This window comes from Microbacterium sp. CFBP 8794 (genome assembly GCF_014841235.1).
Classification (GTDB): domain Bacteria; phylum Actinomycetota; class Actinomycetes; order Actinomycetales; family Microbacteriaceae; genus Microbacterium.
Map to the genome: position 1 here is coordinate 160,850 of NZ_JACYTT010000001.1, position 24,717 is coordinate 185,566.

The 24,717-nt window shown below is 69.2% G+C and carries 24 protein-coding genes; 10 read left to right on the forward strand and 14 right to left on the reverse strand.

Annotated elements, in window-relative coordinates:
* Positions 1-8: 8 nt before the first annotated feature.
* The 4 genes from IFU19_RS00690 to IFU19_RS00705 all read right to left on the reverse strand — a co-directional run bounded on the left by IFU19_RS00690 (position 9) and on the right by IFU19_RS00705 (position 2,877).
* Complete coding sequence (locus tag IFU19_RS00690; RefSeq protein ID WP_342030248.1) at positions 9-665, reverse strand: VTT domain-containing protein; 657 nt, start codon at positions 663-665, stop codon at positions 9-11.
* A gap of 142 nt (positions 666-807) precedes the next feature.
* Positions 808-1,158: a hypothetical protein gene (locus tag IFU19_RS00695; RefSeq protein WP_191915488.1), complete on the reverse strand. Its 351-nt coding sequence runs from the start codon at positions 1,156-1,158 to the stop codon at positions 808-810.
* A gap of 82 nt (positions 1,159-1,240) precedes the next feature.
* The gene (locus IFU19_RS00700; protein WP_191915487.1) at positions 1,241-2,191 is read right to left on the reverse strand and encodes a sensor histidine kinase; all 951 of its coding nucleotides are present in this window, start codon (positions 2,189-2,191) and stop codon (positions 1,241-1,243) included.
* Positions 2,191-2,877, reverse strand: coding sequence for a response regulator transcription factor (locus IFU19_RS00705; RefSeq protein WP_191915486.1), 687 nt, complete (start codon positions 2,875-2,877; stop codon positions 2,191-2,193). Before IFU19_RS00705 ends, IFU19_RS00700 begins: the two co-directional genes overlap by 1 nt.
* 127 nt (positions 2,878-3,004) lie before the next feature.
* On the opposite strand from IFU19_RS00705, the gene IFU19_RS00710 reads away from it, so the two are divergent.
* From IFU19_RS00710 to IFU19_RS00720, 3 genes are all read left to right on the forward strand, one after another.
* Positions 3,005-3,709, forward strand: coding sequence for a response regulator transcription factor (locus tag IFU19_RS00710; RefSeq protein ID WP_244630594.1), 705 nt, complete (start codon positions 3,005-3,007; stop codon positions 3,707-3,709).
* Complete coding sequence (locus IFU19_RS00715; RefSeq protein ID WP_191915485.1) at positions 3,706-5,106, forward strand: sensor histidine kinase; 1,401 nt, start codon at positions 3,706-3,708, stop codon at positions 5,104-5,106. The genes IFU19_RS00710 and IFU19_RS00715 overlap by 4 nt, the downstream gene beginning before the upstream one ends.
* A gap of 177 nt (positions 5,107-5,283) precedes the next feature.
* Positions 5,284-5,856 (forward strand): LPXTG cell wall anchor domain-containing protein, encoded by a 573-nt coding sequence (locus IFU19_RS00720; RefSeq protein WP_191915484.1) that lies wholly within the window; start codon positions 5,284-5,286, stop codon positions 5,854-5,856.
* 353 nt (positions 5,857-6,209) lie between these two features.
* Here IFU19_RS00720 and IFU19_RS00725 read toward each other — a convergent pair whose 3' ends face one another.
* Positions 6,210-7,637: an alpha/beta hydrolase fold domain-containing protein gene (locus IFU19_RS00725; RefSeq protein ID WP_192012659.1), complete on the reverse strand. Its 1,428-nt coding sequence runs from the start codon at positions 7,635-7,637 to the stop codon at positions 6,210-6,212.
* Positions 7,638-7,710: 73 nt separating this feature from the next.
* Here IFU19_RS00725 and IFU19_RS00730 point away from each other — a divergent pair, with 73 nt between their 5' ends.
* Complete coding sequence (locus IFU19_RS00730; protein WP_191915483.1) at positions 7,711-8,313, forward strand: TetR/AcrR family transcriptional regulator; 603 nt, start codon at positions 7,711-7,713, stop codon at positions 8,311-8,313.
* A gap of 35 nt (positions 8,314-8,348) precedes the next feature.
* Here IFU19_RS00730 and IFU19_RS00735 read toward each other — a convergent pair whose 3' ends face one another.
* Positions 8,349-8,960, reverse strand: coding sequence for a TetR/AcrR family transcriptional regulator (locus IFU19_RS00735; RefSeq protein ID WP_070409151.1), 612 nt, complete (start codon positions 8,958-8,960; stop codon positions 8,349-8,351).
* Between the two features lie 185 nt (positions 8,961-9,145).
* Between IFU19_RS00735 and IFU19_RS00740 the strand changes: the two genes are divergently transcribed.
* The 5 genes from IFU19_RS00740 (at position 9,146) to IFU19_RS00760 (ending at position 14,443) form a co-directional block, all read left to right on the forward strand.
* Complete coding sequence (locus IFU19_RS00740; RefSeq protein WP_070409150.1) at positions 9,146-10,447, forward strand: MFS transporter; 1,302 nt, start codon at positions 9,146-9,148, stop codon at positions 10,445-10,447.
* 32 nt (positions 10,448-10,479) lie between these two features.
* Complete coding sequence (locus tag IFU19_RS00745) at positions 10,480-11,622, forward strand: serine hydrolase domain-containing protein (protein ID WP_070409149.1); 1,143 nt, start codon at positions 10,480-10,482, stop codon at positions 11,620-11,622.
* A gap of 28 nt (positions 11,623-11,650) precedes the next feature.
* Positions 11,651-12,610: an alpha/beta hydrolase gene (locus IFU19_RS00750; RefSeq protein WP_070409148.1), complete on the forward strand. Its 960-nt coding sequence runs from the start codon at positions 11,651-11,653 to the stop codon at positions 12,608-12,610.
* 166 nt (positions 12,611-12,776) lie between these two features.
* A complete protein-coding gene (locus IFU19_RS00755; protein ID WP_191915482.1) occupies positions 12,777-13,406 on the forward strand; it encodes a hypothetical protein in 630 nt (209 codons plus the stop codon).
* Between the two features lie 476 nt (positions 13,407-13,882).
* Entirely contained in the window at positions 13,883-14,443 is a 561-nt protein-coding gene (locus IFU19_RS00760; protein WP_192012660.1) for a hypothetical protein, read from the forward strand.
* A 254-nt stretch (positions 14,444-14,697) separates the two neighbouring features.
* On the opposite strand, the gene IFU19_RS00765 is transcribed toward IFU19_RS00760, so the two are convergent.
* Genes IFU19_RS00765 through IFU19_RS00780 form a run of 4 tightly spaced genes read right to left on the reverse strand, consistent with a single transcriptional unit; the run spans position 14,698 to position 18,886 of the window.
* Positions 14,698-15,345: a type IV toxin-antitoxin system AbiEi family antitoxin domain-containing protein gene (locus IFU19_RS00765; RefSeq protein WP_156784874.1), complete on the reverse strand. Its 648-nt coding sequence runs from the start codon at positions 15,343-15,345 to the stop codon at positions 14,698-14,700.
* Positions 15,346-15,402: 57 nt separating this feature from the next.
* Positions 15,403-16,248, reverse strand: coding sequence for a transglutaminase family protein (locus IFU19_RS00770; RefSeq protein ID WP_055832855.1), 846 nt, complete (start codon positions 16,246-16,248; stop codon positions 15,403-15,405).
* Positions 16,245-17,177, reverse strand: a complete 933-nt coding sequence (locus IFU19_RS00775; protein WP_055832854.1) for an alpha-E domain-containing protein — start codon at positions 17,175-17,177, stop codon at positions 16,245-16,247. The genes IFU19_RS00770 and IFU19_RS00775 overlap by 4 nt, the downstream gene beginning before the upstream one ends.
* Complete coding sequence (locus IFU19_RS00780) at positions 17,171-18,886, reverse strand: circularly permuted type 2 ATP-grasp protein (RefSeq protein ID WP_055832853.1); 1,716 nt, start codon at positions 18,884-18,886, stop codon at positions 17,171-17,173. Before IFU19_RS00780 ends, IFU19_RS00775 begins: the two co-directional genes overlap by 7 nt.
* Positions 18,887-19,004: 118 nt before the next feature.
* On the opposite strand from IFU19_RS00780, the gene IFU19_RS00785 reads away from it, so the two are divergent.
* Positions 19,005-20,228: a carbamoyl phosphate synthase large subunit gene (locus tag IFU19_RS00785; RefSeq protein WP_055832852.1), complete on the forward strand. Its 1,224-nt coding sequence runs from the start codon at positions 19,005-19,007 to the stop codon at positions 20,226-20,228.
* Positions 20,229-20,307: 79 nt separating this feature from the next.
* Here IFU19_RS00785 and IFU19_RS00790 read toward each other — a convergent pair whose 3' ends face one another.
* From IFU19_RS00790 to IFU19_RS00805, 4 genes are all read right to left on the reverse strand, one after another.
* Positions 20,308-21,489 carry a zinc-dependent alcohol dehydrogenase gene (locus IFU19_RS00790; RefSeq protein ID WP_055832851.1) on the reverse strand — a complete coding sequence of 394 codons (1,182 nt, stop codon included), beginning with the start codon at positions 21,487-21,489 and terminating at the stop codon, positions 20,308-20,310.
* 86 nt (positions 21,490-21,575) lie between these two features.
* A complete protein-coding gene (locus tag IFU19_RS00795; RefSeq protein ID WP_191915480.1) occupies positions 21,576-22,295 on the reverse strand; it encodes a glycosyltransferase in 720 nt (239 codons plus the stop codon).
* Entirely contained in the window at positions 22,292-23,662 is a 1,371-nt protein-coding gene (locus IFU19_RS00800) for a PIG-L family deacetylase (protein ID WP_191915479.1), read from the reverse strand. Before IFU19_RS00800 ends, IFU19_RS00795 begins: the two co-directional genes overlap by 4 nt.
* Entirely contained in the window at positions 23,656-24,702 is a 1,047-nt protein-coding gene (locus tag IFU19_RS00805) for an acyl-CoA dehydrogenase (RefSeq protein WP_342030247.1), read from the reverse strand. The genes IFU19_RS00800 and IFU19_RS00805 overlap by 7 nt, the downstream gene beginning before the upstream one ends.
* Between the last annotated feature and the right edge of the window lie 15 nt (positions 24,703-24,717).

Below are 24,717 nucleotides of genomic sequence, written 5' to 3' on the forward strand. Positions count from 1 at the left end.
TCACGCGCTCACCCACGGTCGGCACAGGCGGCGACATCGCCTTCCCGTTCGCGCTTGTCAGCGCGACGCTCCCGCACGACGGCGATGGCGATCGGGATGACCGACACCACGACGATCCCGACAGCGATGAGTTCGACGTTGTCGGCGACGACCGGGATCTTCCCGAGGAAGAAGCCGGCCACGGCCAAAAGCAGCGCCCAGGCCAGTCCGCCGATGCCGTTCCAAAGCAGGAAGCGGCGGTAGGGCATGCTCGACATGCCCACCACCGGCGGCACGAAGGTGCGGACGACCGGCACGAACCGGGCGAGCACCAGCGAGTGCGCCCCGTACTTCGCGAAGAACGCATCCGCTTTCTCGAGGTAGCGGGCTTTCAGGATGCGCGCGTCCGGCTTGAACAGCCGCCGGCCGAAGCGGCGGCCGATCGCGTACCCGACCGTGTCGCCCACGATCGCGGCCACGGCGACGCCCGCGACGAGCAGCGGCAGAGGGAGCCCCAGCGACCCGGTGAGCAGCGCCGCGGTGAAGATCAGCGAATCACCCGGAAGGAAGGGGAACAGCAAGCCCGTCTCGATGAAGATGATGCCCATGATCACCGGCAGCACCCAGGGACCTGAGCCCTCCAGCAGTGCGGTCGGATCGAGAATACCCCCGGATTGGATCAGCACGCGCGCCCTTTCGAAGTGGATGGCTGGTGCTCGCAGACTAGGCACCGCGGGTGCGAGAAGAGGCCGGATGCGGGGGCCGCGTTCCTGAAAGAACTCTCAGACGGACGGGCTCCTCGGCGCGGCGCCCGTCCGCCCCCGGGGACTACTTCGTGGTGCTGGTGGTGTCGTCGGCGGTCTCGCCGTCGTTGGTGCCGTCCTCCACACCGGTGCTGTCCTCGACCTCGTTGGGGTCGTTCGCCTCAGTGGGGTCTTCGGTCTCGGTGGCGGCATCGGCGATCTCGCCGTCGTTGGTCCCGTCCTCGATGCCGGTGTCCGTGCCCGTGTCGTCGGCGGTCTCGCCGTCGTTGGTTCCGTCCTCCACACCGGTCTGGCTGATCGTCGGGTCGGGCGTGGTGTTGGAGGCCTGGGCGGGGATGGAGACGGCCAGGCCCCCACCGATGAGGAGGACGGCGGCTCCGATCGATCCGAGCGTCCACGTGGTTCGCTTGTTCATGACTTCTCTCCTTCGTCGAGCACACGGAATTCGTGCATGGTCTGACGGTACGAACGTGTCGATGAGATGAGCGTGAGAGGCATCAGCGCGCGTCCAGCTTCGGAAGCTCGATCGTGGCGAGAGTGCCGCGCCGAGTCTCGGAGTCGATCGCCACACGGCCTCCATGAGCGGTGACGATCTGTCTCACCAGTGGCAGGCCCAGTCCGTGGCCGGGGATGGACTGCACGGAGTCCGCTCGCCAGAACCGGACGAACGCGCGGGACTGGGTGCCGGGCGGGAATCCGGGACCGTCGTCGGCGACCTCGATGATCGCCAGACCTGCACGCTCGGTCACGCGCACCCGGACGACACCGGATTCCGGGGTGAACTTAGAGGCGTTCTCGACGAGGTTCCCGACCGCGCGGGTGAGCAGCTCGCGCGAGCCTCGGACGATCGGGTCGCCGTCGAAGTCGAGCGTCAGAGTCGGCCGGGACCGGTCCCGGTCGCGGGCAGGGATCGCGCCGAGAACGATCTCCTTCACCCTGACCAGGCTGAAGGTGTCTTCGATGCGTCGGTCGCCGGCCCGGCCGAGAAGCAGCAGGTCGCTGGTGAGGCGTCCCATCTGCTCGACGGTGTCGAGGCTCCGCCGGATGGCGGTGACGTACTCGGTGCTGGAGCGGGGTGTGAGCAGCGCCAGCTCCAGCTCGCCGGAAATCACGCTGAGCGGGGTGCGGAACTCGTGCGAGGCGTCATCGACGAACCTCTCCTGCGCCTCGTACGCCAGCCGCACCGGCGCGAGCGTGCGGCGGGCCATAACATAGCTGACGGCAGGCACGAGCACCACGAGGATCGCGAAGCTGACCTGGAGCCCTGTGCGCAGCCCGGAGAACGCGACCTCGGCCGCGTCGACGGCGATGGCGGTGTCGCCCTCGGGTGGGTCGTAGTCAAACACGGTGGTGACGAAGAGGTAGATGGCGACCGCGAACGCCCCGAAGACGGTCAGCTGCACGACGGAGAAGAACACGCTGAGCCGGAGGATGGCCCGGCGGAACATCACAGATGTGTCCGCACGAGATAGCCGGCGCCTCGACGGGTCTCGATGAACTCGGTCTCGGACGTGCCCTGCGCGGTGAGTTTCCGGCGGAGGTAGCGGATATAGGTCTGCACCACGTTGCTGCCTCGATCGCTGTTGGTGTCCCACGCGTGGTCGAGCAGATCAGAGGTGGAGACCACGGTTCCGGCGTTTCGCATCAGATACTCCAGCACCGCGAATTCCTTCGCGGTGAGCGGGAACTCCCGACCCGAGCGGTAAGCCCGCCGCAGCCCGGTATCGAGAGTGACGTCCCGCACAGCGAACACGGGCGCGATCGCTTTCGGTGCCCGCCGCAGCAGCGCCCGCACCCGGGCGAGGAGCTCGTCGAGGTGGAACGGCTTCACCAGGTAGTCGTCCGCTCCCGCATCCAGTCCTCGCACCCGGGACCGGGTCGAGTCCATCGCGGTGACCATGAGCACCGGCACATCGGTGTTGACGCTGCGGATCCGCCGGCACAGTTCCACGCCCCCGCCCACCATGCCCGGCAGCATGAGATCCAGGAGCACGAGGTCGTACACGTCGGTCTCGAATGCGAACAGCGCCTCCACGGCATCCGCCCTCAGATCGACCGGGTACCCCGATTCGGTCAGGGCGCGGCGGATGATGTCTGCGATCCGCCGATCGTCCTCGACAACCAGAATGCGCATCCCACTCCCTCCACGAGACCACCAGGCTCCGACCCTACGTAGCGCGGCCAGGCGACTCCTGCGATCCGAGGGCGTCGACCATGAGAAGACCTTCAGACACCCCGCTGAGCCGGGCCGAGCAGGAAGAATGGCCACCATGACCGCTGTCTCGGATCGACCCGTACGTGTGCTGGTCGTCGAGGACGACACCCAGCTAGGCCCCCTCCTGGTGCGGGGCCTAGCGGACGAGGGTTACGACGCGACCTGGCTCGAAGACGGCACCTCTGCTCTGACCGAGTCGCAGGGGACCGACTTCGCGGTGGCCGTGCTTGACGTGATGCTTCCCGGGATGTCGGGGTTCGAACTCTGCCGCCGGCTCAGAGACGCGCACCCGACCCTGATCATCCTGATGCTCACCGCCCGAGACGACGTCGACGACCGGGTCAAGGGCCTGGACTCCGGAGCCGACGACTACCTCGTCAAACCCTTCGCCTTCACCGAACTCGCGGCACGACTCCGCGCCCTCCGCCGACGCGAAAACCTCACCACCAGCCCCCGACTCGAGATCGCAGAGTTGCTCATCGACAGCCACGACCACACGATCACAGCCAGTGGCGATCCGGTACCGCTCAGCCCGAAGGAGTTCGCACTGCTTCGGCTACTGGCCCAGAACCTCGACACGACTCTCCCGCGGGAGCAGATCCTGCTTGAGATCTGGGGAACCGTGCAGCACACCGACCCGAACATCGTCGATCAATACATCAGCTACCTCCGCCGGAAACTCGACCCCGTTCACACCGGAGTCACGCTTCGCACCGTCCGCGGAGTCGGCTTCCGCCTGGAACGACCATGATGCAAGCGCTCGCGCGACTGTCGATCCGAGCGCGCATCACAATCGGCACCCTGCTGATCGCAGCCCTGTTCTTCACCGGCGTCGCCATCGTCGTGCGCCAGCAGGTCGACACCATCCTCCAGAACGCCACCTACGACGTGCTCACCAGCGACGCCACCCCCTTCGAGACCGCCATCCAGCAAGAACCCGACGACCCCGTCGACAACCCCGGCGAAGGACAGCTCATCGCCGTCATCGACCCCACCGGCGCCACCCGCACCTCCACGTTGCCCGCCACCATCGTCGCCCAGCTCGACTCGATCGACCGTGAGCAGTCAGGGCCCCAGTACCTCACCGTAGACAGCACCAACTTCGTGGTCGCCATCGAGAAGGTCACCTCCCCCATCGGAGAGTGGACCATCATCTCCGCACGCAATGAAAACGCATCGAAGCAGGTGCTCACCGACCTCACCGCAGGCCTCGTCATCGGCCTGGGCGCGCTGACCCTCCTTTTCGGGATCGTCTCCTGGGCTCTTACTGGGGCAGCCCTCCGCCCCGTCACCCAGCTCCGCCGAAGCGCCGACACCATCGTCGCCACCGACTCGGACACGCCGCTCCCCGTAGGGCCGGCGAACGACGAGATCGCCGACCTGGCCGCGACCCTGAATGCGCTGATCACGAAGCTGCGCGCATCCGCCGCCCGCGAACGCCAGATGGTCTCCGACGCCAGCCACGAGCTCCGCACACCGCTGGCCGTCCTCCAAGCCCAGCTCGAACTCCTCCGCACCGGAGACCGCACCCGACTCGACACCGACCTCCTCGAAGCCGAGCGCGCCGCCGTACGTCTCAACCAACTTGTCGACAGCCTTCTCGAACTCTCCCGCTTGGACAGCGGCCGAAATCCGACGCCGGCCACGGTGGGTGAACTCGTCGACGAAGCTGGAGAAGCCCTCGACCGCGCACGCCTCTCCGTAGCCGGCGACCCGGTCGAGATCGAGCTCACTGTGCCCGAGCCTGCCGCGCCCAACGGCCGGGTCTCGATGGCGCCACTTCTTTACGGCCGAGTACTCGACAACCTCCTGGCCAATGCGCTCGACGCACTGGACGGCGATGGCAGGATCACCGTCACCCTGACGGTCGAAGTAGACCACTTCGTCACCACCGTCGTCGACACCGGACCTGGGATGTCACCGGAGTTCCTACCCCAGGCATTCGACCGCTTCTCCCAGGAAGACCATTCGCGAACAACCGGGCACGGCAGCGGACTAGGCCTCGCGATCGTGGCCGCTGCAGCCGCAGCTGCCGGAGGAACAGCCCAGCTCGCCAACGCCGCAACTCAGGGGCTGATGATCTCCGTCGCGCTGCCTATCCTCAACACCCATGGAACACCAATTCGCGGTCATATACCTCCGCAATAAAACGGCAATAAAACTCCGCAACTTACAAGCGTGGTGCGACCGCCGGATGGTGCGTCTCAAAAAGCTACTTTTTTTCGAGATGTGGAGAAGAGCGCTCCACCCGGTACCTGGCGCGCGTTCGTCGCTGCCAAAGAGGCTCACCCGGCACAGCATGACCCCGTTACACAATGGAGACGCTTGGTCGCCCTCGGCCGCTGTCCTCGCCACCTGTGGACTGATAGAAATCTCATCGGGCTCAGCCCCAGCGCTACCACGAGCGAGCCGATCGGGACGACCGAAGCCGCGCCCGACGGCCTGGTCGTGCACCTCGAGCCCCTGACCCTCCGCGACTGCGTCGTCTCCGGAGAGATCCGAGTGGTCGCGACCGCGACGCTCGACGGCGACAGCGACTACACGCCGCCGATCTCGCGCTGGTACGACCTCGCCGAGTTCGTCGACGGAGGAGACATCCCGCTCGCTGTACCCGCCGGCAGCTACTTCGTCTTCGCCGAGTACATCGCCCGCGCCGAGGGCGAGCCCGACCTCGAGCACTCCTTCTACGTCCACTACGTCGACGGGAACCCCGCCTATTTCGTCGTGCCACCCATGCCTGCAGCCACCACCCCGACGGCCCACCCGGCCGCGACGACGCCCGGCGCGCGCCTCGCCCAGACCGGAGCGGATGCGTCCGCACCGCTCCTCGGCGCCGGCGTCCTGCTCGCTGCCGGTGCCGCACTCCTGATCGGACGCCGGCGAGCCGCACGGGCCTGACGAGAGGTCGGGGTGTCCGTGCGGCGATGACTGCGGCGGGCACCTCGACGCTCTCCAGCACTGCAACTTCACCCGCGGCCGAAGCGCGGTGTCGCCTGAGCAAATTCCAGCGAATGGGTACGACTAATCGGCGGCACTTGACGACAGGTAGCAATCACCGAAAGCCGCCACGGAGCAGGCAACTCCACAGCGGAAATCCGCGGTAGAACCGCGACATCTACCGCCGCGAGAACACCGATCGGATCGCCCTCCAAATGCGTCCCGGTGAACGATCCCCTTACGGGACGCCACTGGTCATCGGACCGCGCTTCCCGCAACGGCACGGACGGCGGACGGCGGTGCAGGTTGGGTGGTCAGAGGCCGAGTGCTGACAGGAACGCGAGCTTCTTCTCGTTGTAGGTGTCGGTCCAGGTGCCTGGCATCGCCATATAGCCGTGGCCCAGGATCGCCGAGCTCGCAGGCGGGACGTCGACGGCGTTCGTCACTCCGAGCTGGTCAAGGCGCTCGTGCAGGTTCTCGGCCTGATCCGGGAACGTGCCGGTGTTGCCGTCTGCGATGAAGGTGGCAGGGAAGTCTGCGGTGACGTGGTTGGTGATGGACGCTTCCTCGTTCAGGGCCGTAGAGGTGCCGACGTAGCTGCGCGCAGACAGCCCGAAGATGAGGTCCTTCACCGGTTGCGGGGTCTGCGTTTCGCCTGTCTTCTCCAGCTCGAGCGCAGGACTGTCGAGCACTACTGCTCGCAGAGCGTCGCCGATGACCGGTTGCACTCCGATCTGAGCGGCGTAGGTCGGGTTGGTCTGGATGTTGGCGAATTGGCCGGCGAGCTGTCCGCCGGCGCTCCCTCCTGCGATGACGACGTCGGACATGTCGAGGCCGTACTGCTGGGCGTTCTGCTGGAGGAAGGCGACTGCCTGCGAGATCTGCTTCACCTGCGTGGGGTACTCGACGGTCGGGGCGAGGCCGTAGTCGAGGCTGACGAAGTTGAATCCGCCGTCGAGGACGGGGTCTGTGGTGACGGCGAACCCGCCACCGGGTGCGTTCGGGTCGCCGTCGGATTTGGTCCCGCCGATCCATCCGCCGCCGTGGATGTAGATGTAGGTGGGGCGGGTGACGGATGCGTCGTCATCGGCGATGTAGACGTCGAGATAGCTGCTGGGGTACTCATCGCCGTATCGGACGTCGCTCGTGAGTCCGTCTCCGTTCGCGGTCACGCTGACAGCTCCTTCGGTTCCTCGGGGCTGGAACGACGGTGTCTGACCGGCGGCGGCTTGGATCGGGATGGCCACCGCGGCGGGGGCAGCGGCGACCAGGAGGACGACAGCGGAGGTCGCCGCGGCGAGGACGACGAGGACGCTGCTCACGACGCTCTGCAGGATGCTGAGGAGGGATCGAGCCGGCGGAGCCTCACGCTCCTGCGCGAGGGCGCGGCGGCGCGTTCTGCTCAGCTTCCCGAAACCGGCGAAGCAGGAGAAGGCGACCACCAGCGCGAACCCCAGGGCCAGCGCCCATGCGGGGTACCAGGCGGTCACGAGCCACACGATCTGCGCGCCGGCGCTGATGATCGCCGAGAGGATCGTCACCCACGCGGCCTTGCTGCCGTGCGGGCGGCGCCAGGCCACAACTGCGGCGAGCAGGCCCACGAGCAGGAAGGATCCCGCCGGTGGGTAGCGCACGAAGAACGGCTCGATCCAGGCGACGAGGAGCACGTAGAGGCCGACGACGAGCAGCGCCCAGCGGGTCCATCGGGGGCGTTCGATGCGGGTGGGAGTGGGGTCGATCACGAGTCCTCCAAAGTTGCGGTTTACTGCAACTATACGTTGCAGTGCAGAACTGCAGAGGCGGTAAGGTTGCCGGATGGCTGCAACTTCGCTTCGAGAGCGCTCGAAGGAGCGCCGGTACCGTGCTGTTCTCCTCGCCGGTATGCGGCTGTTCGCCGAGCAGGGCTACGACGCGACGACGGTGGCGCAGATCGCCGAGGAGGCGGAGGTGTCGACCCGCTCCGTGTCGGCGTACTTCCCGACGAAGCTGCACATCGCCACGGCGTCCTCGTCCGCGGCGGCTGATCGCCTGATCCTCGCGTTGCGCTCCCGAGACGAGGGCGCGTCGGTCGTCGATCGTGTCGTTCAGTGGCTCCGCGAGGAACCGGCCTTCGTTCCCGAGGAGGAGTGGCGGCTGAGAGCCGCGATGCTCGAGCGCAACCCCGTGCTGCAGGGGTCCGGGCCGGAGGACTCCCCTCCCCTGCTCGCGATCGCGGCGGACGCGATCGCGGAGGACCTCGACGTTCCGCTGGATCACCCGGGGGTGCAGATCACCCTGGGCATCCTGGCGGGGATCGTCGTGCGGGTGGAGCTGCTCTTCGGATCACACCGCGAGAACGAGGAGACTCTGGCACTCATTCACGATGCCCTCGCAGGCGCCGTCGACGCGGTCAGGCGAAGCAGCCGTTCTTCGGGCTGAGCGCAGGTCGCGCCGCCCTCGCGGCGGTCGTGTGCTCAGGCTCGTAGGAACGCCAGGAACGCGCCGAGGTGCGCGGCGACGTCGACGGTGGGGTCGTAGAGCCACTGCATCTGGAGCCCTCGCGCCATCGCCGTGAGTTGACGCGCAGTGAGGTCGAGGTCCAGGTCTGCGCGCAGACGACCCTTCTCCTGCTCGCGCTCGAGCTCCCGGCGAACGTCGGCATTGAAGAGATCGATCCGGCGATGGGTGAACTCGTGCCCCGGGTGGTCCTTGCGAATCGCTTCCGCCTGCATGGTGGCGTCGAGTTGAACCAGTCCCGGGAAATCCTCGTTCTGTCGCACGAGCTCCGGGAGTGCCGCCAGCAAGCCCTGCTCGGAGAGCGACTGCTCCAGCAGGGGCCGATCCCGCTCCGCCTGACGGTCGAAGACGGCCTGCAGCAGGTCCTCCTTCGAGGGGAAGTGGTAGCTGAGGGCGGCGTGGCTGACCCCGAGCTCCTCCGCGATCTTCCGCAACGACAGGCGTTGGAAGCCGTGCGTCGCGAAGATCTCGAACGCGCGATCGATGAAGTCGTCTCGTCGCTGCCGACCGTTCGCATAGCGCCCGCGCCGCTTCACCGACGCCGGCTGCTCCGTCGCCTCCACCGTCATCGGCTCTCCTTCGATCCGCGCGAACCGCGCCCCGCATCTCATCCTCGCACGAACTTTTGCCAGATCGAATACTTTCCACCACGAATACTTGCCAGAGTGGACGATATTGATCTACTGTCAGCCGCAGCCGGATTCGCCGGCACCCGCGACGAGGTCCGGCCTCGACGTCTTCGAAGGAGAAGGTCATGACAGAAGCGATTCCGGCGCCCCCTCGCACGGTGAACGCCTGGTGGGTGGGGACCGTGGCCGGCATGGCGTCCTTCGTCGATGGCGCAGCCCTGAACGGTGTCGGTTTCGCGCTGGTGATCCTCCAGCAGACGATCGGACTCACCCCCGGGCAGATCGGCGTGCTCACCAGCGCCCTCACCTTCGGGGTGGCGGTCGGAGCTCTGATCGGCGGTCGCCTCGGCGACCGCTTCGGGCGACGGCGGGTGTTCGTGGTCACGATGATCTTCATCGCCCTCGGCGCATCGGTCCCGATCGTGGCGACCGCGTTCCCTCTGCTGCTGCTGGGGCTGGGTGTCCTCGGCGTAGCGATCGGCGCCGATATCCCCGTCTCCCTCGCGACCATCGCCGAAGCGGCGACAGATCAGAACCGCGGCAAGATCCTCGTGATGTCCAACCTCCTCGCCGGAGTCGGCATCGGCGCCGTCGTCCTCGTCGCCACCCTCACCGGCGGGACCGGGATCTTCGCCGCGCAGGCCATCTTCGGCCTCATCGCCGTCGTCGCGGTCATCGTGCTCGCGCTGCGGCTCACCATCCCCGAGTCCACCAGCTGGCGCGCTGCCCGCCTGGAACAGACGCAGGGCGTGCACACCGTGCGCGCTGACCGGTCGAAGCTGCGGGATCTGATCACGCCCCCGCTGCGCTTCCCGTTCCTGATCCTCGTCGGCTTCTTCACGATGGTGAGCATCCCGATCACGCTCTTCGGCTCCTACGCGGCCTACATCGGAGCGAACTTCACCGGCACGCCCGTGTCCGAATTCTCCGTGTTCGTGCTGTTCCTCGTGCCGCTCGCGATCATCGTGCAGGTCATCTTCATGCGAGTGGTCGACACCCGCTTCCGCCTCACCTTCTTCATCCTCGGGGGAATCCTCTACGTCGCGGCGTACCTCATTCCCGTCATCCTCGGGATGAACCTGGCCACGCTCGTCACCACGGTGCTCGTCTCCGGCATGGGCACCGTCTTCTGCGGAGAGCCCATCTTCCGCGTCTGGGTGAACGAAGCGTTCCCGACCATGCTCCGCTCCACCGGCCAAGGCGTCATCTTCGCCATCGCCCGCATAGTGCCCGCACTGCTCCTGGCCCCCGTCCCGGTCCTTCTCGCGAACTCGATCAACGGCTTCCTGATCGCCCTCTCCGTCCTCGCCGCCGCCGGGATCGCCGTCGGCTGGTGGGGGGTGCGCAGCGGACGCCTCATCAACGAGTTCCACCACGAGACCGAGAGCATCGACATCACCGCCGCCACCGCATCCTCGGCGTCCTGACCACCTCCACCCAGAAGGCCTCCACACCACCCATGAGCACTCCCGCCCCCCCCATCCACGGACACGTCGAACCCGGATTCCAGCGCGTCGCCGACGCGTTCACGCAGAACTTCACCGAACGCGGCGACACCGGCGCCGCCTGCACCGTCTACCTCCACGGCGTCCCCGTCGTCGACCTCCACGCCGGCGCCTTCCGCCACGGACCCTGGACCGCCGACACCCGCAGCATCCTCTTCTCCGTCAGCAAAGGCGTCACCACCATCTGCCTGCTCATGGCCGTCGAAGCCGGCCATCTCACCCTCGATGAACCCGTCGCCACCTACTGGCCGGAGTTCGCCGACCGCGGCAAGAGCGCACTGACCGTCCGGCAGCTCCTCGCTCACCGCGCCGGACTCATCGCCCCCGACGAACCCCTCACCGTGGAGGACCTGCGCGCGTGGCACCCGGTCACCGAAGCCCTCGCCCGGCAGAACCCGCTCTGGGAGCCTGGGACCGCACACTCGTACCACGCGCTCACCTTCGGCTGGCTCGCCGGCGAAGTCCTCCGCCGCACCACCGGACTGCGCCCCGCGGACTGGCTCCACCAGCACATCGCCGGCCCCCTCGGCCTCGGACTCACCTTCGGGACCGACCCCGACACCGACCCGGACTTCGCGCTGCAGGAGCAGCCCCTCCCCGACACTGCCGCACCGCCGTGGAAAACCCCGGACCTGGACATGCTGGCGCGCGTCATGGGGATGAACGGAGCCATCGACGGCCTCAACCTCTTCGCCTCCGCGAACACCCCCGACCTCCTCGGCTTCGAGAACCCCGCCGCGAACATCGTCGGCACCGCCCACGACATCGCCCGCCTCTACGCCGCGACCATCGGCGAGGTCGACGGGATCCGCCTTCTCCAGCCCGCCACCACCCGCGACGCCCGCCTCCCCCAATCGGTCGGCGCACCGTTCTTCGGACCCGACTCGGGGCTCCGCTGGGGCACAGGATTCATGCTCGACTCCAGCCCCCGAGGCATGGCCGGCCCCGGCAGCTTCGGCCACGACGGAGCCGGAGGCCAGCTCGGCTTCGCGCACCCCGAATCCGGCGTCTCCCTCGGATACGCCACCGTCCGCCCCGGCGGCTACCCCGACGACCGCGCCGAAGCCCTCTGCCGCGCACTGCGCGACAGTCTCTGACACCCCACCTCTTCGAAGGAGAAGACCCATGCCGCTCGACCCATTCCTCGTCCCCCTGCTCGAGACCATGCCGCCCGTCCCCGCCGAGATCGAGGACATCGCCGCCTTCCGCTCGCAGGAGAACGCCGCCGCCGCCGCACTCGCCGAGCAGCTGCTCGAACCCGCCCCACCCGTCCGAAGCAAGCGCACCGCGAGACTCCCCGTCCAGGACGGGGAGATCACCCTCAACGTCTTCCACCCCGACAGCGACGGCCCCCACCCCATCCACCTCTACTTCCACGGCGGCGGATGGATCGGCGGCACCATCCACTCGATCGTCATCGACATCCTCTGCCAGGAACGCGCCGCCGGAGCAGACTGCATCGTTGTCGCCGTCGAGTACCGCAAAGCCCCCGAACACCCCTTCCCCACCGCCCTGAACGACAGCTACGCCGCGCTGCTCTGGGTCGCCGAGAACATCGAGAACCTCGGCGCCCGCGCCGACCTGATCACCGTCGGCGGAGGATCCGCCGGCGCCAACCTCGCCGCCGCCCTCTGCCTAAAAGCCCGAGACAACAACGGCCCCGCGATCGCCTTCCAACTGCTGGAAGTCCCCGCGCTCGACTTCACCTTCAGCAGCCCCTCCATCCGCCGAAACGCCACCGGCTACGGACTCACCGAGCAGACCCTGCACCTGTGCCGACGCCTGTACCTTCCGCCCGAGGCCGACGCGACCAACCCTTACGCCTCACCACTCCTCGCCGAGAACCTCAACGACCTGCCCCCGGCGCACATCATGTCCGCGGAATACGACCCCATCGCCGACGACGGCGCACGCTACGCCGAACGCCTCACCGCCGCCGGAGTACCCGCCACGTTCTCCCTCCAACGCGGGCACATCCACGGATCCAGCGCCTTCACGAAAGTCATGGCCTCCGCTCAAGCCTGGCGAGAAGAGGGACTGCAAGCCCTCCGAGCGGTCCACGCTCGACGCGCACTCAGGAGCTGAACCGCGACCGGTTGGCCATCCCCTTACGGGACAATCGGCTCGGCCCCCGGGTAGCCGTCAGGCGCACGCTCTTAACGGGGGATACGCCGATCCTCGGGTGATCGATGGGAGATGCGTCACACTGAGCGCGTCGAGTGTCGCGTCCCCCGCGCACGTCGACCGGACCGTGCCGACGCTGCGCGGCACGGACACCGGACCGCCCCACGTCTCGCGGCCGCCGCTCCTTCCGATCCCGATGCCGGACCGACCGCTGCGGAGCGCAGCACCCACGACTGAGCACGACGACGCCACCACCGACCAGGCCGGCCCCTCGCGCCGCCGTGTCGCGCAGGCCGCCGGCTGGTCTGTGCCTCTCGTCATCGCCGCCGTCGGCGCGCCCTCCGCGCACGCGAGCACGACCCCGCCGCCGCCGTTCGACAGACTGACCGGCACCTGGAGTACGCCGGAGTTGACCCAGTTCGGCCTCACTCAGGCGGTGTTCACCATCACCAACACCTCGCAGGAGACGCAGGTGTTCAGCGCGGTGCGTTTCGTCTACTCGACACGGGATGATCGGCGCTCGCTGATCGTCGGCGTCGACAACGGTGGAGGGGAAAGCCAAGCGTTCAATCTCAGCGGCTCTGGCAAGCCGAATGCTGTCGAGACCTACGGCTTCAGCCCGCTGGACGCGGGGCAGAGTCTCCGCTTCCTCTGCATCATGAATCGCAGCGGCGACTCCGCCACGATCGCCGTCACGGCGTCCGACTCCTCCGCGCAGACCTCCTTCGCGGCAGTGTTCATGCCGGACGGTCGCTGATCCGCAGGCGGAGCACACGTCCCGCAGCTCGCCGGCCGTGATGCTCACGATTCGTGCTCTCGGTCGATCGATCGGCGTCGACCTCAGCGCGGTATCCACGAAGGACCGCGAGGGCATGACCGCCCTATGGCAGCGCACGCGCCACGCGAGACCCGATCTTCCGAGCCACAGCTCCTTCACCATGGTGAGCACGCCGGATGCGTTCGAGCATCGGGCGGCGCAGGCGATCGCGGAGGTGACGCTGCGGGCGATCGAGGCCGCGCAGGGCTCTCTCCTGATGCTGCATGCCTGCGCCCTCGCGGACCGGACCGGCGCGGCGATCGTGCTCGTCGGCCCGTCCGGTCGCGGGAAGACGACGGCCGCCGCGACCCTGGGCCGCTCCTACGGATACCTCACCGACGAGACCACCGGGATCACCCCGGACGGGCGGATCCTCCCCTACGAGAAGCCTCTCCTCCTCCGCACCGCGGGGGGGCATGCCCAAGCGGCCCTTCTCCCCCGACGCGCTCGGCCTCCTCCCCGCGCCCGCGCACCCGCGGCTGGCCGCGCTCGTGATCCTCGACCGCGACCCGTACCTGATCGGGGCGGCGCAGCTGGAACTCCTCGACCTGGCCGACGCGATCCCGCTCCTGGTCCCCGAGACGAGCGCCCTGCCGGCGCTCGAGAACGGCATCCCGATCCTCGCCCGCCTCGCCGCCGGCATCGGCGGCGTGTACCGCGTCCGCTACCGCGACGCCGAGCAGCTCGTCCCGATCACCGCCGGCCTCCTCGCAACTCCGCCCGCACAGGAGGACCGCTGGTCGGAGATCCCCGGGCGCAACGCGGTCACGGACGGGCAGCGGGTCGTCGTCCTCGCCGCCGACACCGTGCACGTGCTCGACGGGATCGCGGCGACCATCTGGCACCACCCGCGCCTGCACGGCGACGCTCTCACTATGGCCGTCACCGCTCAGCACGGGCACGCCGACGACGCGCCCAAGCGCGTCCGCGACGCGGCTGCACACCTGGTCGCGATCGGTCTGCACGCCGAGGCGTAGACGCGAGCGACCACTACCCCTGCGATACGAAGTGATCACAGAACGCCGCCACAGAAAGAGCAACTCCACACGTTCCGCCGAAGAAGACGACATGGTTCGTACTCAGCTCGGCTATGGCCGCCAGCGCATGGGAGACGACATGATCTCGGGCCACCTGCTCTGCGGCGACACCGAAGAGCCGTTGAACCGCGCGCCGCTCTTCCTCGTCGAGGACACCGACCGTAGGTCCACGACCACCGAACGTCGGGCGCGCCTCACTCATACTTCTCTCGCAGGCGTTCGAGTGCGGCGCGAGCAGCTTTGCCCGGGCGAGCAGAGCGTGCGAGGACATCCGCGTAATCGGGGACCTCGACCCGAGCGATCAGATTGTCGACTGCCCCATCGATCTCTTTCTCGAGGCCATCAGCGGGACGCCGCGAAAGCAGATCGAAAAGCGTCTGCGCCGGCGTCGTGACGAGCCCACGCCCAAGACTCGTGCGCTCCAAGACGAGATCGAGCAGATCAAAACGCCGCGGGACGAAGAGGACGGTTCCTCCGTGATCCAGTTCCAAGGCCGAGTGCTTCCCCCGGTCGACCGCGACGGTTGCTACACCGATCGCTCGGGGAAGGACTCCCCAGTAGCGGGCCGCGCTTGTTCCCATCAGGGCGGCCGACCGGCCGCCCACCCGTGCCGCAGCGATAGCCAAGGCGGTGGACTCGAGCGACGGTCGCCAAGAACGCCCGTCTTCCCCATCGGGGGGAGCGGTATAGACACCATGAGACAGTCGCACCAGCGCGCCGCGGTCCGTCAACCTCTCAACGGTTCGCCACGTGTTCCGAACGAGCGGAGGGAGGTCTTTCAGGCGGGCTGTGCGCAACGGTGACGCAGCAATCGACCGTGCGATGTCGACGTCGGCGCCCATGAACCCTCCTATACCCCTGGAACTATACGCTCTGCGTATATTTCCGGGGAACCAGCGTCAGGTCTCGCGCGTGATCGTGACCTTCACCTTGAGGTTGCTCTTGCCGGGGCCGGCGTACACGCCGCGCAGCGGCGGCACGTCGTTGTAGTCGCGGCCGCGACCGACGAGTACGTGACGGTCGCCGATCTCGATGTTGTTGGTGGGGTCGAAGCCCTGCCAGTCGCCGGCGAACCACTCCACCCACGCGTGCGACTCGCCCGTCACGGCCTCGCCGACCTCGGCGGACGGCTTCGGGTGCAGGTAGCCCGAGACGTACCGGGCCGGGATGCCGACTTCGCGCAGCGCCCCGATCGCGATGTGGGCGATGTCCTGGCAGACGCCCTTGCGCGCCTCCCACGCGTCGACCGCGGTGGAGTGCACTCCCGTGACGCCCTGCATGTAGTCGATCGCGTCACCCACGGCCTCGACGATGGCGTGCGCGGCCGGACCCGGGCGGTCGTGCTGCGCGGCGATGGCACGGGCGAGCTCGGCCACCTCGGCGTGCGGGGTCGTGCGGCGGGTCTGCGTCAGCTGCTCGACCGTGGTGATCGAGCGCGCCGACTCGGACGCCAACTGCTCCCACGTGATGTCGGCGTGCTCGATCGGGCGCGGCCGCACCTCGACGAGCGAGCGCGCCGTGATCGTGAGCGCCTGGTGCGGCGACAGCACGTCGAACGCCGCGACGCGCGTGCCGAAGTAGTCGACGTACTGGTTCACCGAGGTCGAGGGCTCGATGTCGAGCGACGAACTCAGCACGAACTGGCTGTCGGTGGAGTGCGGCAGCATGCGCGCCTCGTTGTACGACGCCGACACGTCGCCCGGGTAGGCGAAGCCGGTCTGGTGTTCGATGCGGAGGCGTTTCACGAGATCTCTCCGATCCAGCTGGGCTCGGCCTGCGTCGGGAAGAACCGCGAGCGGATGGCCTCCGACGCCTCGCGCGAGACCGTCTGCACGCGCTGCATGTGTTCGGGCAACTCCGCGAGGATGTCGCTGACCGGGCGGTACTCGAGGTCGTTGCGGATCTGTCCGAGGGCGCGCAGCACCGTGTTGGAGTGTCCGACGCGGTCGGCGCGGGGGTCGATCGCGCTCATGCAGTCCTCTGCCCGCTGGATCGAGTAGATGATCGACCGCGGGAACAGACGGTCGAGCAGCAGGAACTCGGCGGCGTTGCGCGCACTGGGCATGCCGCGGTAGGTGCGCAGGTACGCCTCGTACGCCCCGCAGGAGCGCAGGATCGTCGTCCACGACGGACCCGACACCTCGGTGAGCGAGCGGGTGGCCAGCAGGCGAGCCGTCATGTCGGTGCGCTCGATGCTGCGCCCGAGGGTGAAGAACTGCCACGCCTCGTCGCGGTTGGTCGAGGAGTCGACGATGCCGATCGCGAGGGCGGCGCGTTCGCGCACCCACTGGAAGAACTCGTGCACCTTGTCGGTCTGCAGGCGGCGCGGCATGCGGGAGTTCGTGGTGTTGAGGATCTCCCACAGCTCCGTCGACACGATCTCGCGCGCCCGGCGAGCGTTCTCGCGCGCCGCGGTGATCGAGTAGGCGATGCTCGACGGGTTCATGCGGTCGACGGCCAGACGCGCGAGCACGTCGTCGCGACGCACGGTGTCGAGTTCTTCGGGCCAGGCCGAGCCCATCACGCTGAGCAGCGACCGGCAGGCGGTGTCCTCGTCGATCCACGGATCCTCGAGCAGCAGTTGCAGGTGCACGTCGAGGATGCGCGCGGTCCCGTCGCTGCGCTCGATGTAGCGCCCGATCCAGAACAGGCTCTCGGCGATCCGACTCAGCATTCCGGCACCTCTCGCGCTTGCTGCTGCTGCTCGGCCTGGGGGCCGTGCTGCACACCGGCATCCTGTTGCTGCTGCTCCTGCTGATCGCGGCCCGGGCGTTGGTCGCGGGGCGAGGTGGCGGGGGCGGGCTGGCCGTCGTAGATGATCGGGATCGACTCGGTGACCGCGGCCTGATCGGCCACGAGACCCGACACGCCCTGACCCTGGCCGTACTCGACGTGCGAGGGGGCCGCTCCGCCGACGATCCACGTGTCCTTCGACCCGCCGCCCTGGCTGGAGTTGACCACGAGCTGTCCCTCGGGAAGGGCGACGCGGGTCAGGCCGCCGGGCAGCACCCAGATGTCGTCGCCGTCGTTGACCGCGAAGGGACGCAGGTCGGCGTGCCGCGGGCGCATGCCGTCTTCGACCAGCGTGGGGATGGTCGAGAGCATGACCACCGGCTGAGCGATCCACCCGCGCGGGTCGGCGAGCAGGCGCTTGCGCAGCGTGTCGAGTTCGGCCGGCGAGGCGTCGGGGCCCACGACCAGGCCCTTGCCGCCTGAGCCGTCGACGGGCTTCACGACCAGTTCGGGCAGACGATCGAGCACCTCTTCGAGGGCGCCCGGGTCTTCGAGCCGCCACGTGTCGACGTTCTTGAGGATGGGCTCCTCGGCCAGGTAGTACCGGATGAGCTCGGGCACGTAGGTGTAGAGCAGCTTGTCGTCGGCGACGCCGTTGCCGACGGCGTTGGCGATCGTGACGTTGCCCAACCGGGCGGCGAGCATGATCCCGGGGGCGCCGAGCATGGAGTCGGCGCGGAACTGCAGCGGGTCGAGGAACTCGTCGTCGACGCGACGGTAGATCACGTCGACACGCTGGGGGCCGCGGGTGGTGCGCATGAAGACCTTGCCGCCGATGCACAGCAGGTCGCGCCCCTCGACCAGCTCCACGCCCATGAGGCGCGCGAGCAGAGTGTGCTCGAAGTAGGCGGAGTTGTAGACGCCCGGGGTGAGCACGACGATGTTCGGGTCGTCGATTCCGGGCGGGGCCGACGCGCGCAACGCCGACAGCAGCTTGTTCGGGTAGTCGCCGACCGGGCGCACCCGCATCGAGACGAACAGCTCGGGCAGGGTCTGCGCCATCACGCGGCGGTTCGAGATGACGTACGAGACCCCCGAGGGAACGCGCACGTTGTCTTCGAGCACCCGCATCTCGCCGTGCTCGTCGCGGATCAGATCGATGCCCGACACCTGGATGCGTACGCCGTTGGCACTGCGGATGCCGGCGGCCTGGCGGTAGAAGTACTGCGACGACGCGATGAGACCGGCGGGGAGGATGCCGTCGCGCACGCAGTGCTGGTTGCCGTACGCGTCGTCGAGGAAGGCCTCCAGCGCGCGGACGCGCTGTTTGACGCCGGCTTCGATGCGCGACCACTCGTCGTACGCGATGACCCGGGGCACGGCATCCAGGGGGAAGGGCCGTTCCTCACCCGCGAAGTCGAACGTGACGCCCTGCGCAAGATACGAACTCGCGAGGGACTCGGTGCGACCGCGCAGCTCCTGCTGCGTCATCTTCGCGAGCGTCTGGTACAGCTCCCGGTACGCCTCGCGCGAGGGCACGGCGTCTCCGGGACCAGCCGGACCGCCGAACATCTCGTCGTACGCCGGAACGCCGGATGCGGTTTTGCGCGGCGCCAGCGTGGAGCCGTAACCGTCGAACAGGTCACCCATGCGATGACTCTACTCAGCGCCGTGTTGCCGACACGTTTCCTCCGCCGGTGACACGTGCGCGGACACGGGCGATCGATAGAGTGACGCCAACGTCCGCCGCCACGATAAGGGTGCCTCCATGCGCGTGCTCGTCACCAGTTCCCGCAACACGTTCGCTCTCGACCTGATCCGCAAGCTCGGCAGCGTCGGGCATACCGTCTTCGCCAGCGACACCTACGACGGGGCCGTGGGAAACCACTCGCGCTTCCTCGCCGGGCACCTCGCGACGCCCTCCCCGCGCTTCGAGACCGACGCGTTCATCGCCGCGGTCTCCGACTACGTCGAAAAGCACAGCATCGACCTGATCATCCCCACGTTCGAGGAGGTGTTCTACCTCGCCGCGCGCGTGGCCGACCTGCCCTCGAGCGTGCGCCTGTTCGCCGGGGACTTCGCCGACCTGGCCCGCCTGCACGACAAGGCCAGCTTCCAGCGCCTGGCTCAGGATGCCGGGGTGCCCATCCCCGAGACGGTCGTCGTCACCTCGCCCGACGAGCTGCGCGCCGCCATCGACAGCTTCCCCCGCTTCTTCGCCCGCGCGGCCTTCTCGCGCGGCGGCGTGGGCCTGCTGACCAACACGGGTCCGCTCGCGGGCAAGATCCCCGTCGAGGAGTGCGTACCCACCCCCGAGCAGCCGTGGCTCGTGCAGCCCTTCGTCGACGGACCCATGGTCTGCACGTACAGCGTCGTCGTCGACGGCAAGGTGCTGGCCCACACCACGTACAAGGCCGCCGAGCAGTGGGCGCACTCCACGGCCATCGCGTTCATCGCCGTCGACAGCACCGACACCCTGCGCTACACGCAGCAGCTCGTCGACGCGCTCGACCCCGGCTTCTCGGGCCAGATCTCGTTCGACTTCGTCGACCACGGCAGCGAGGCCGCGCCCGACTACAAGATCATCGAGTGCAACCCGCGTCCCACCAACGGCGTGATCCTGCTCGAGGCCGCCGACGTGTCGAAGGCGATCGAGGGCCGGCTCGACGAGCCCGTCGTCGCCATCGCCGGCACCGAGCGGCAGATCACCCTCGCGGTTCTCGCCGACGCCTTCACCGAGCCGCTGTCGCACCTGTCGAAGACGCTGCACGACCTACTGCACGTGCGCGACGTGGGCGCGGGCTGGTGGGACGGTGCCGCGATGCTGTGGAGCCCCGCGACCATCGTGCACGGCGCGAAGATCTCGCACGGCGACCGCAAAGAGATCCTCGCCGCCCTCGGCGACGACATCGTGTGGAACGGCGAGCCGATCGAGGGCATGTCCGACGCCGACGCCTCGGCCCTCGAGGCCGTGCACGCCGGCCGCGCCTGACGCGCGCGAGTCGCCGAGATTCGTCGCTTCCGGCATCCGCCGGGCGACGAACCTCGGCGACTCACGCCACGGGTGCGGGTCAGGAACCGGGGCGCAGGACGACCTTGATGCAGCCGTCTTCCTTCTTCTGGAACGTCTCGTACAGGCCGGGGGCGTCTTCGAGCGGCGCGTGGTGCGTCACCAGGTCCATCACGCCGAGCGGGTCGGCGGAGTCCTCGACCAGGGGCAGCAGATCGTCGATCCACCGCTTGACGTTGCACTGGCCCATGCGGAAGCTGATCTGCTTGTCGAACATCGTCTTCATCGGCAGCACGTCGGCCTCACCGGCGTACACGCCGCTGAGCGAGACGGTGCCGCCGCGACGCACGAGGTCGATCGAGGCGTAGACCGCGGCGAGACGATCGAGACCCGCCTTGTCCATGAGCGTGCGCGCCAGGGGGTCCGGCAGCAGGCCGATGGCGCTCTGCGCCAGCTTGATGCCGCCGTTGCCATGGGCCTCCATGCCCACGGCATCCACGACACCGTCGACCCCGCGCCCCTCGGTGAGGTCGACGAGCTCGTCGACCACCGTGTCGGTGAGGTCGTAGGTGAGCACGCCGTGGCGTTCGGCCATGGCCCGGCGGTCGGCCTCGGGCTCGATCGCGAGCACGCGGTAGCCGAGGTGCACGCCGATGCGGGCGGCGAACTGTCCGACGGGGCCGAGACCCATCACCGCGAGCGTGCCCCCCTCGGGGACGTCGGCGTACTTCACGCCCTGCCAGGCGGTGGGCACGATGTCGCTGAGGAAGAGGTAGCGGTCATCGGGCAGGTCGTCGCCGACGCGGATGTGGTTGTAGTCGGCGAGCGGCACGCGCAGGTACTCGGCCTGTCCGCCCGGCACCTGGCCGTAGAGCTTGGTGTAGCCGAAGAGGGCGGCGCCGCTGCCGTACTCGCGCACCTGCGTGGTCTCGCACTGCGACTGCAGGCCGCGGCGGCACATGAAGCAGTGCCCGCACGAGATGTTGAACGGCACGACGATGCGGTCGCCGACGGCGAGGTTCGTCACGGCCGACCCCACCTCGACCACGACGCCCATCGGCTCGTGTCCGAGAACATCGCCCTTGTCGATGAACGGTCCGAAGAGCTCGTACAGGTGCAGGTCGGAGCCGCAGATCGCCGTCGAGGTGATCTTCACGATCGCGTCGGTGGGTTCGAGGATCTGCGGGTCGGGGACCTCCTCGACGCTCACGCTGCGCTTGCCCTGCCAGGTCAGTGCCTTCATGGTCGTGCCTCTCGTTCCGGGGGGTTCCAGTGTGGGACGGGTCGTCGCGTGCGACCGAGGTGGTTGACGAACCCCCCGTCGGTGCGTCAGGCCCCCGGAGCCGCGAGTGGCGACGCGTCGACCCAGGCGTGCACCCGGCGCAGGAACGCGGCGTATCCGGCGGGGGTGCGGCCGGTGAAACGGCCCGAGGTCTCGACCTCGTGCGCGTCGCTCACGTGCACCGCCGCCCCCGCCGCGCGGGCCGCCTGCACGAACGCCACGTCTTCGTGCTCGATGAGATCCCGGATGCCACCCGCCCGGGCGTACATGCTCCCCCGCACGCCGAGGTTGGCTCCGTGGACGTTCCCGGCGGGCTCACCCCGCCGATGAGTCGCCCGCCAGTACGAGGCATGCCGGGCGCTGAGGTCGGCGAAGTCGGGGCGCACCGTTCCGAGCACGAGGTCGGCTCCGGCATCCATCCGCGCGAGCTGGTGCGTGATCCAGTCGGGCGGCACGACCGTGTCGGCGTCGGTCATCGCGATCCACGTGTCGTGCGGGTCGGTCGCGAGCGCGGCCAGGGCGTGCGTGACACCGCTCCGGCGGGCGGTGCCGACGTTGCGCGCGGCGATCTCGAGCGTGTCGACCGGCCAGCGTCGCACCTGGGGCGCCGTCGTGTCGGTGCACGCGTCGAGGACGACCACCACGGTCACGGCGAGGTCGGGCTCGAACGACCGCGCCTGCGCGACGGCGCGCACGACCGAGGCGAGGCAGCGCCCGATCAGCGCTTCTTCGTCGTGCGCGGGGATGACCACCGCCACCGCTCTCACGGCACGAGTCCCGCCTCGGCCGCCACCGACCGCGCCCCCGGTCGGCCGTAGACCTCGAGCACGAAGTCCCGCTCCTCGTGCCGCACCAGGCGAACGAGGTCGGGACGGGCCGCGAGCGCGTCGTGCACGTCGTCGCCGCTGCGCGGATACTCGGCGACCGGATGCCGCCAGTGACAGGCCGCGAGATGACCGTCGGCGCTCAGCGACGCGATGGATGCCGTGATCCCGCGGTCGAGGTCGGGACCGGCCCAGTAGTACGCGACCTCCGACAGCACGACGAGGTCGACGTCACCCTCGGGCCACTCGCCGGGGAGCGTCGCTCGGCGCAGCTCGACGTTCGTCCGCTCCGCGAGCCGCCGGCGCGCACGGTAGAGGGCGGCGGGGGCGAGGTCGACGGCGAGCACCCGATCGCAACGGTCGGCGAGGGCGAGGGTGAGCGCCCCGGTCGCGCAGCCCGCCTCGAAGGCGGCGCGATACCGCCGTCGGGGGAGGGAGGCGAGCAGCACGGCGCGCTTTCGCTCCTCGTACCAGCGCGAGTCGAAGCCCCACGGGTCGTCGTGCCGGTCGTACATGTCGTCGAAGTACTCCTGACCGACGGTGGTCGTGGGGTCGGCGGGGGCGTCTTCGGGGGCGAAGAACACCTCCGCGTCCCGCTCGAAGTGCGAACGCATGCGCGCGTGCACCATCGGCTCGTCGCCGGGCGCGGCCGACAGCGGGGCGATCTGACTCGCGTGCGCGTCGAGTGCGCGGGTCTTGGCATCCCGAGCAGCGGGGTCGAGGGCCAGACGCTCGGCGCGCGTCCAGGGCACGTCTGCGGCGCCTCCCCAGTGCCAGAGCCAGATGGGGAAAGCGCGCGAGCGCACGCCACGGGCCGCGCACACCTCGTCGACGATCTCGCCGACGACGCGGTGATCGCGGTGCCCGTCGCCGCGCCACGGCGACAGCACGAGCACGCGGTCGGCTCCGGCACGGTCGAGGGCGTCGCCGAGCGCCGCGGCGATGGCCGGCCGGTGGGCGTCGGTACCGCCGTCGGGCAGCCCGAGGAAGATCGGCGCCGCGGTCATCCCGACGATCGCGGCGGCCTCGTGCAGCTCGCGACGACGCAGCAGCGCGAGCGACGCGGGCGTGTGCGTGGGCGATGCGGGGTGCGACGCCTCACCGTCGGTCACCACCAGCAGATCGAGGGGAATGCCGCGGGCCGAGGCCGTGGCGAGCAGCCCCGCCGCCCCGAGCGTCTCATCGTCGGGGTGCGCCGCGACGACGATCACGCGGTCGACGTCGAGGTCGACGGCGGGCAGCTCGCGCCGCAGGGCGGCGGTCCAGGTGCTCTCGTCGGTCCCCGCGTCGCGGTGGTCGAAGCTCACCACGCGGCGCCCCCCGCCGCGACGTCGCCGCCGATTTTCGCCAGATCGCGCGCGGCGTGATGCTGACGCACGTAGACCTGCAAGTCGGCCACGCGGCGGGCGTGCGCCTCGTCGGCGACGAGCGGCGACGGCCCGAGGGCGTGGGCCGCCTCAGCGAGTGTCGTCTCCACCGCGTCGGCCACCACCGAGCGCGCGCGGGCGGCACGGAGCCCCGCGGATGCCGCGCCCCCGGCCGCGAACACCGTCGCCGTCTCGGTCAGGACGGCGCGGGCGGCCCAGAGGGCGACGTCGGCTCGGCCAAGGTGCGTGCGCGCGAGCTGATCCGCCCGCTCGCCGCGCGCCGCCGCGGCGAGCGCATCGCGGAGGGGCAGCGCCCCGCCCCACCAGCACGCCGCGACCCCCACGCCACCGTGCGCGAATCCCGGGCGCCGCAGATACCAGCCGGGCTCCCCCACCGGACGCGCGGTCGCGCCGTCGACGTCGATCGGGGCGCTCACGACCCGGTCCAGGCCGCGGGCGTGCCACGGTCCCGACCGCGCCCGCACGGCGGGGCCGCGCAGATCGAGCGCGAAGAGCTGCCGCCGCTCGTCGTCGACCCAGGCGGTGACGAGGGCCTGGTCGAGGTCGGCGGCGAGCGAGCACCAGGGTTTGGTGCCGTGCAGGGTCCAGGTGCCGGCATCCTGTCGCGCGTCGAGACGCATGCCCGGGCCCTCCGCGGCGAAGACGCCCCACGATCCCGACGGCTCGACGTCGAGGGCGGATCCGGCCGCGGCGGCCTCGTCGAGGATGGCGAGGGCGTCGAGGTGCGGCTCCAGCACGCGGGCCGCGGCCACGTCGCGCGCGGCCACCGAGGCGAGCAGTTCCCAGGTCGCCGCGACCGAAGCGGGCCGGGGGACGCCCGTGGCCCAGGCGAGCGTGGCGGCGATGTCGGTGCCGAGTCCGTCCACGGCATCCGCTTTCTCGAGAGCGGCGCGGACGCCGTCGAGGTCGACCGTGCCGGGCGGGAAGAGCAGGGAGAAGCGGGGATGGTCGCCGTCTGTCACCGCCCCACCCTCGGC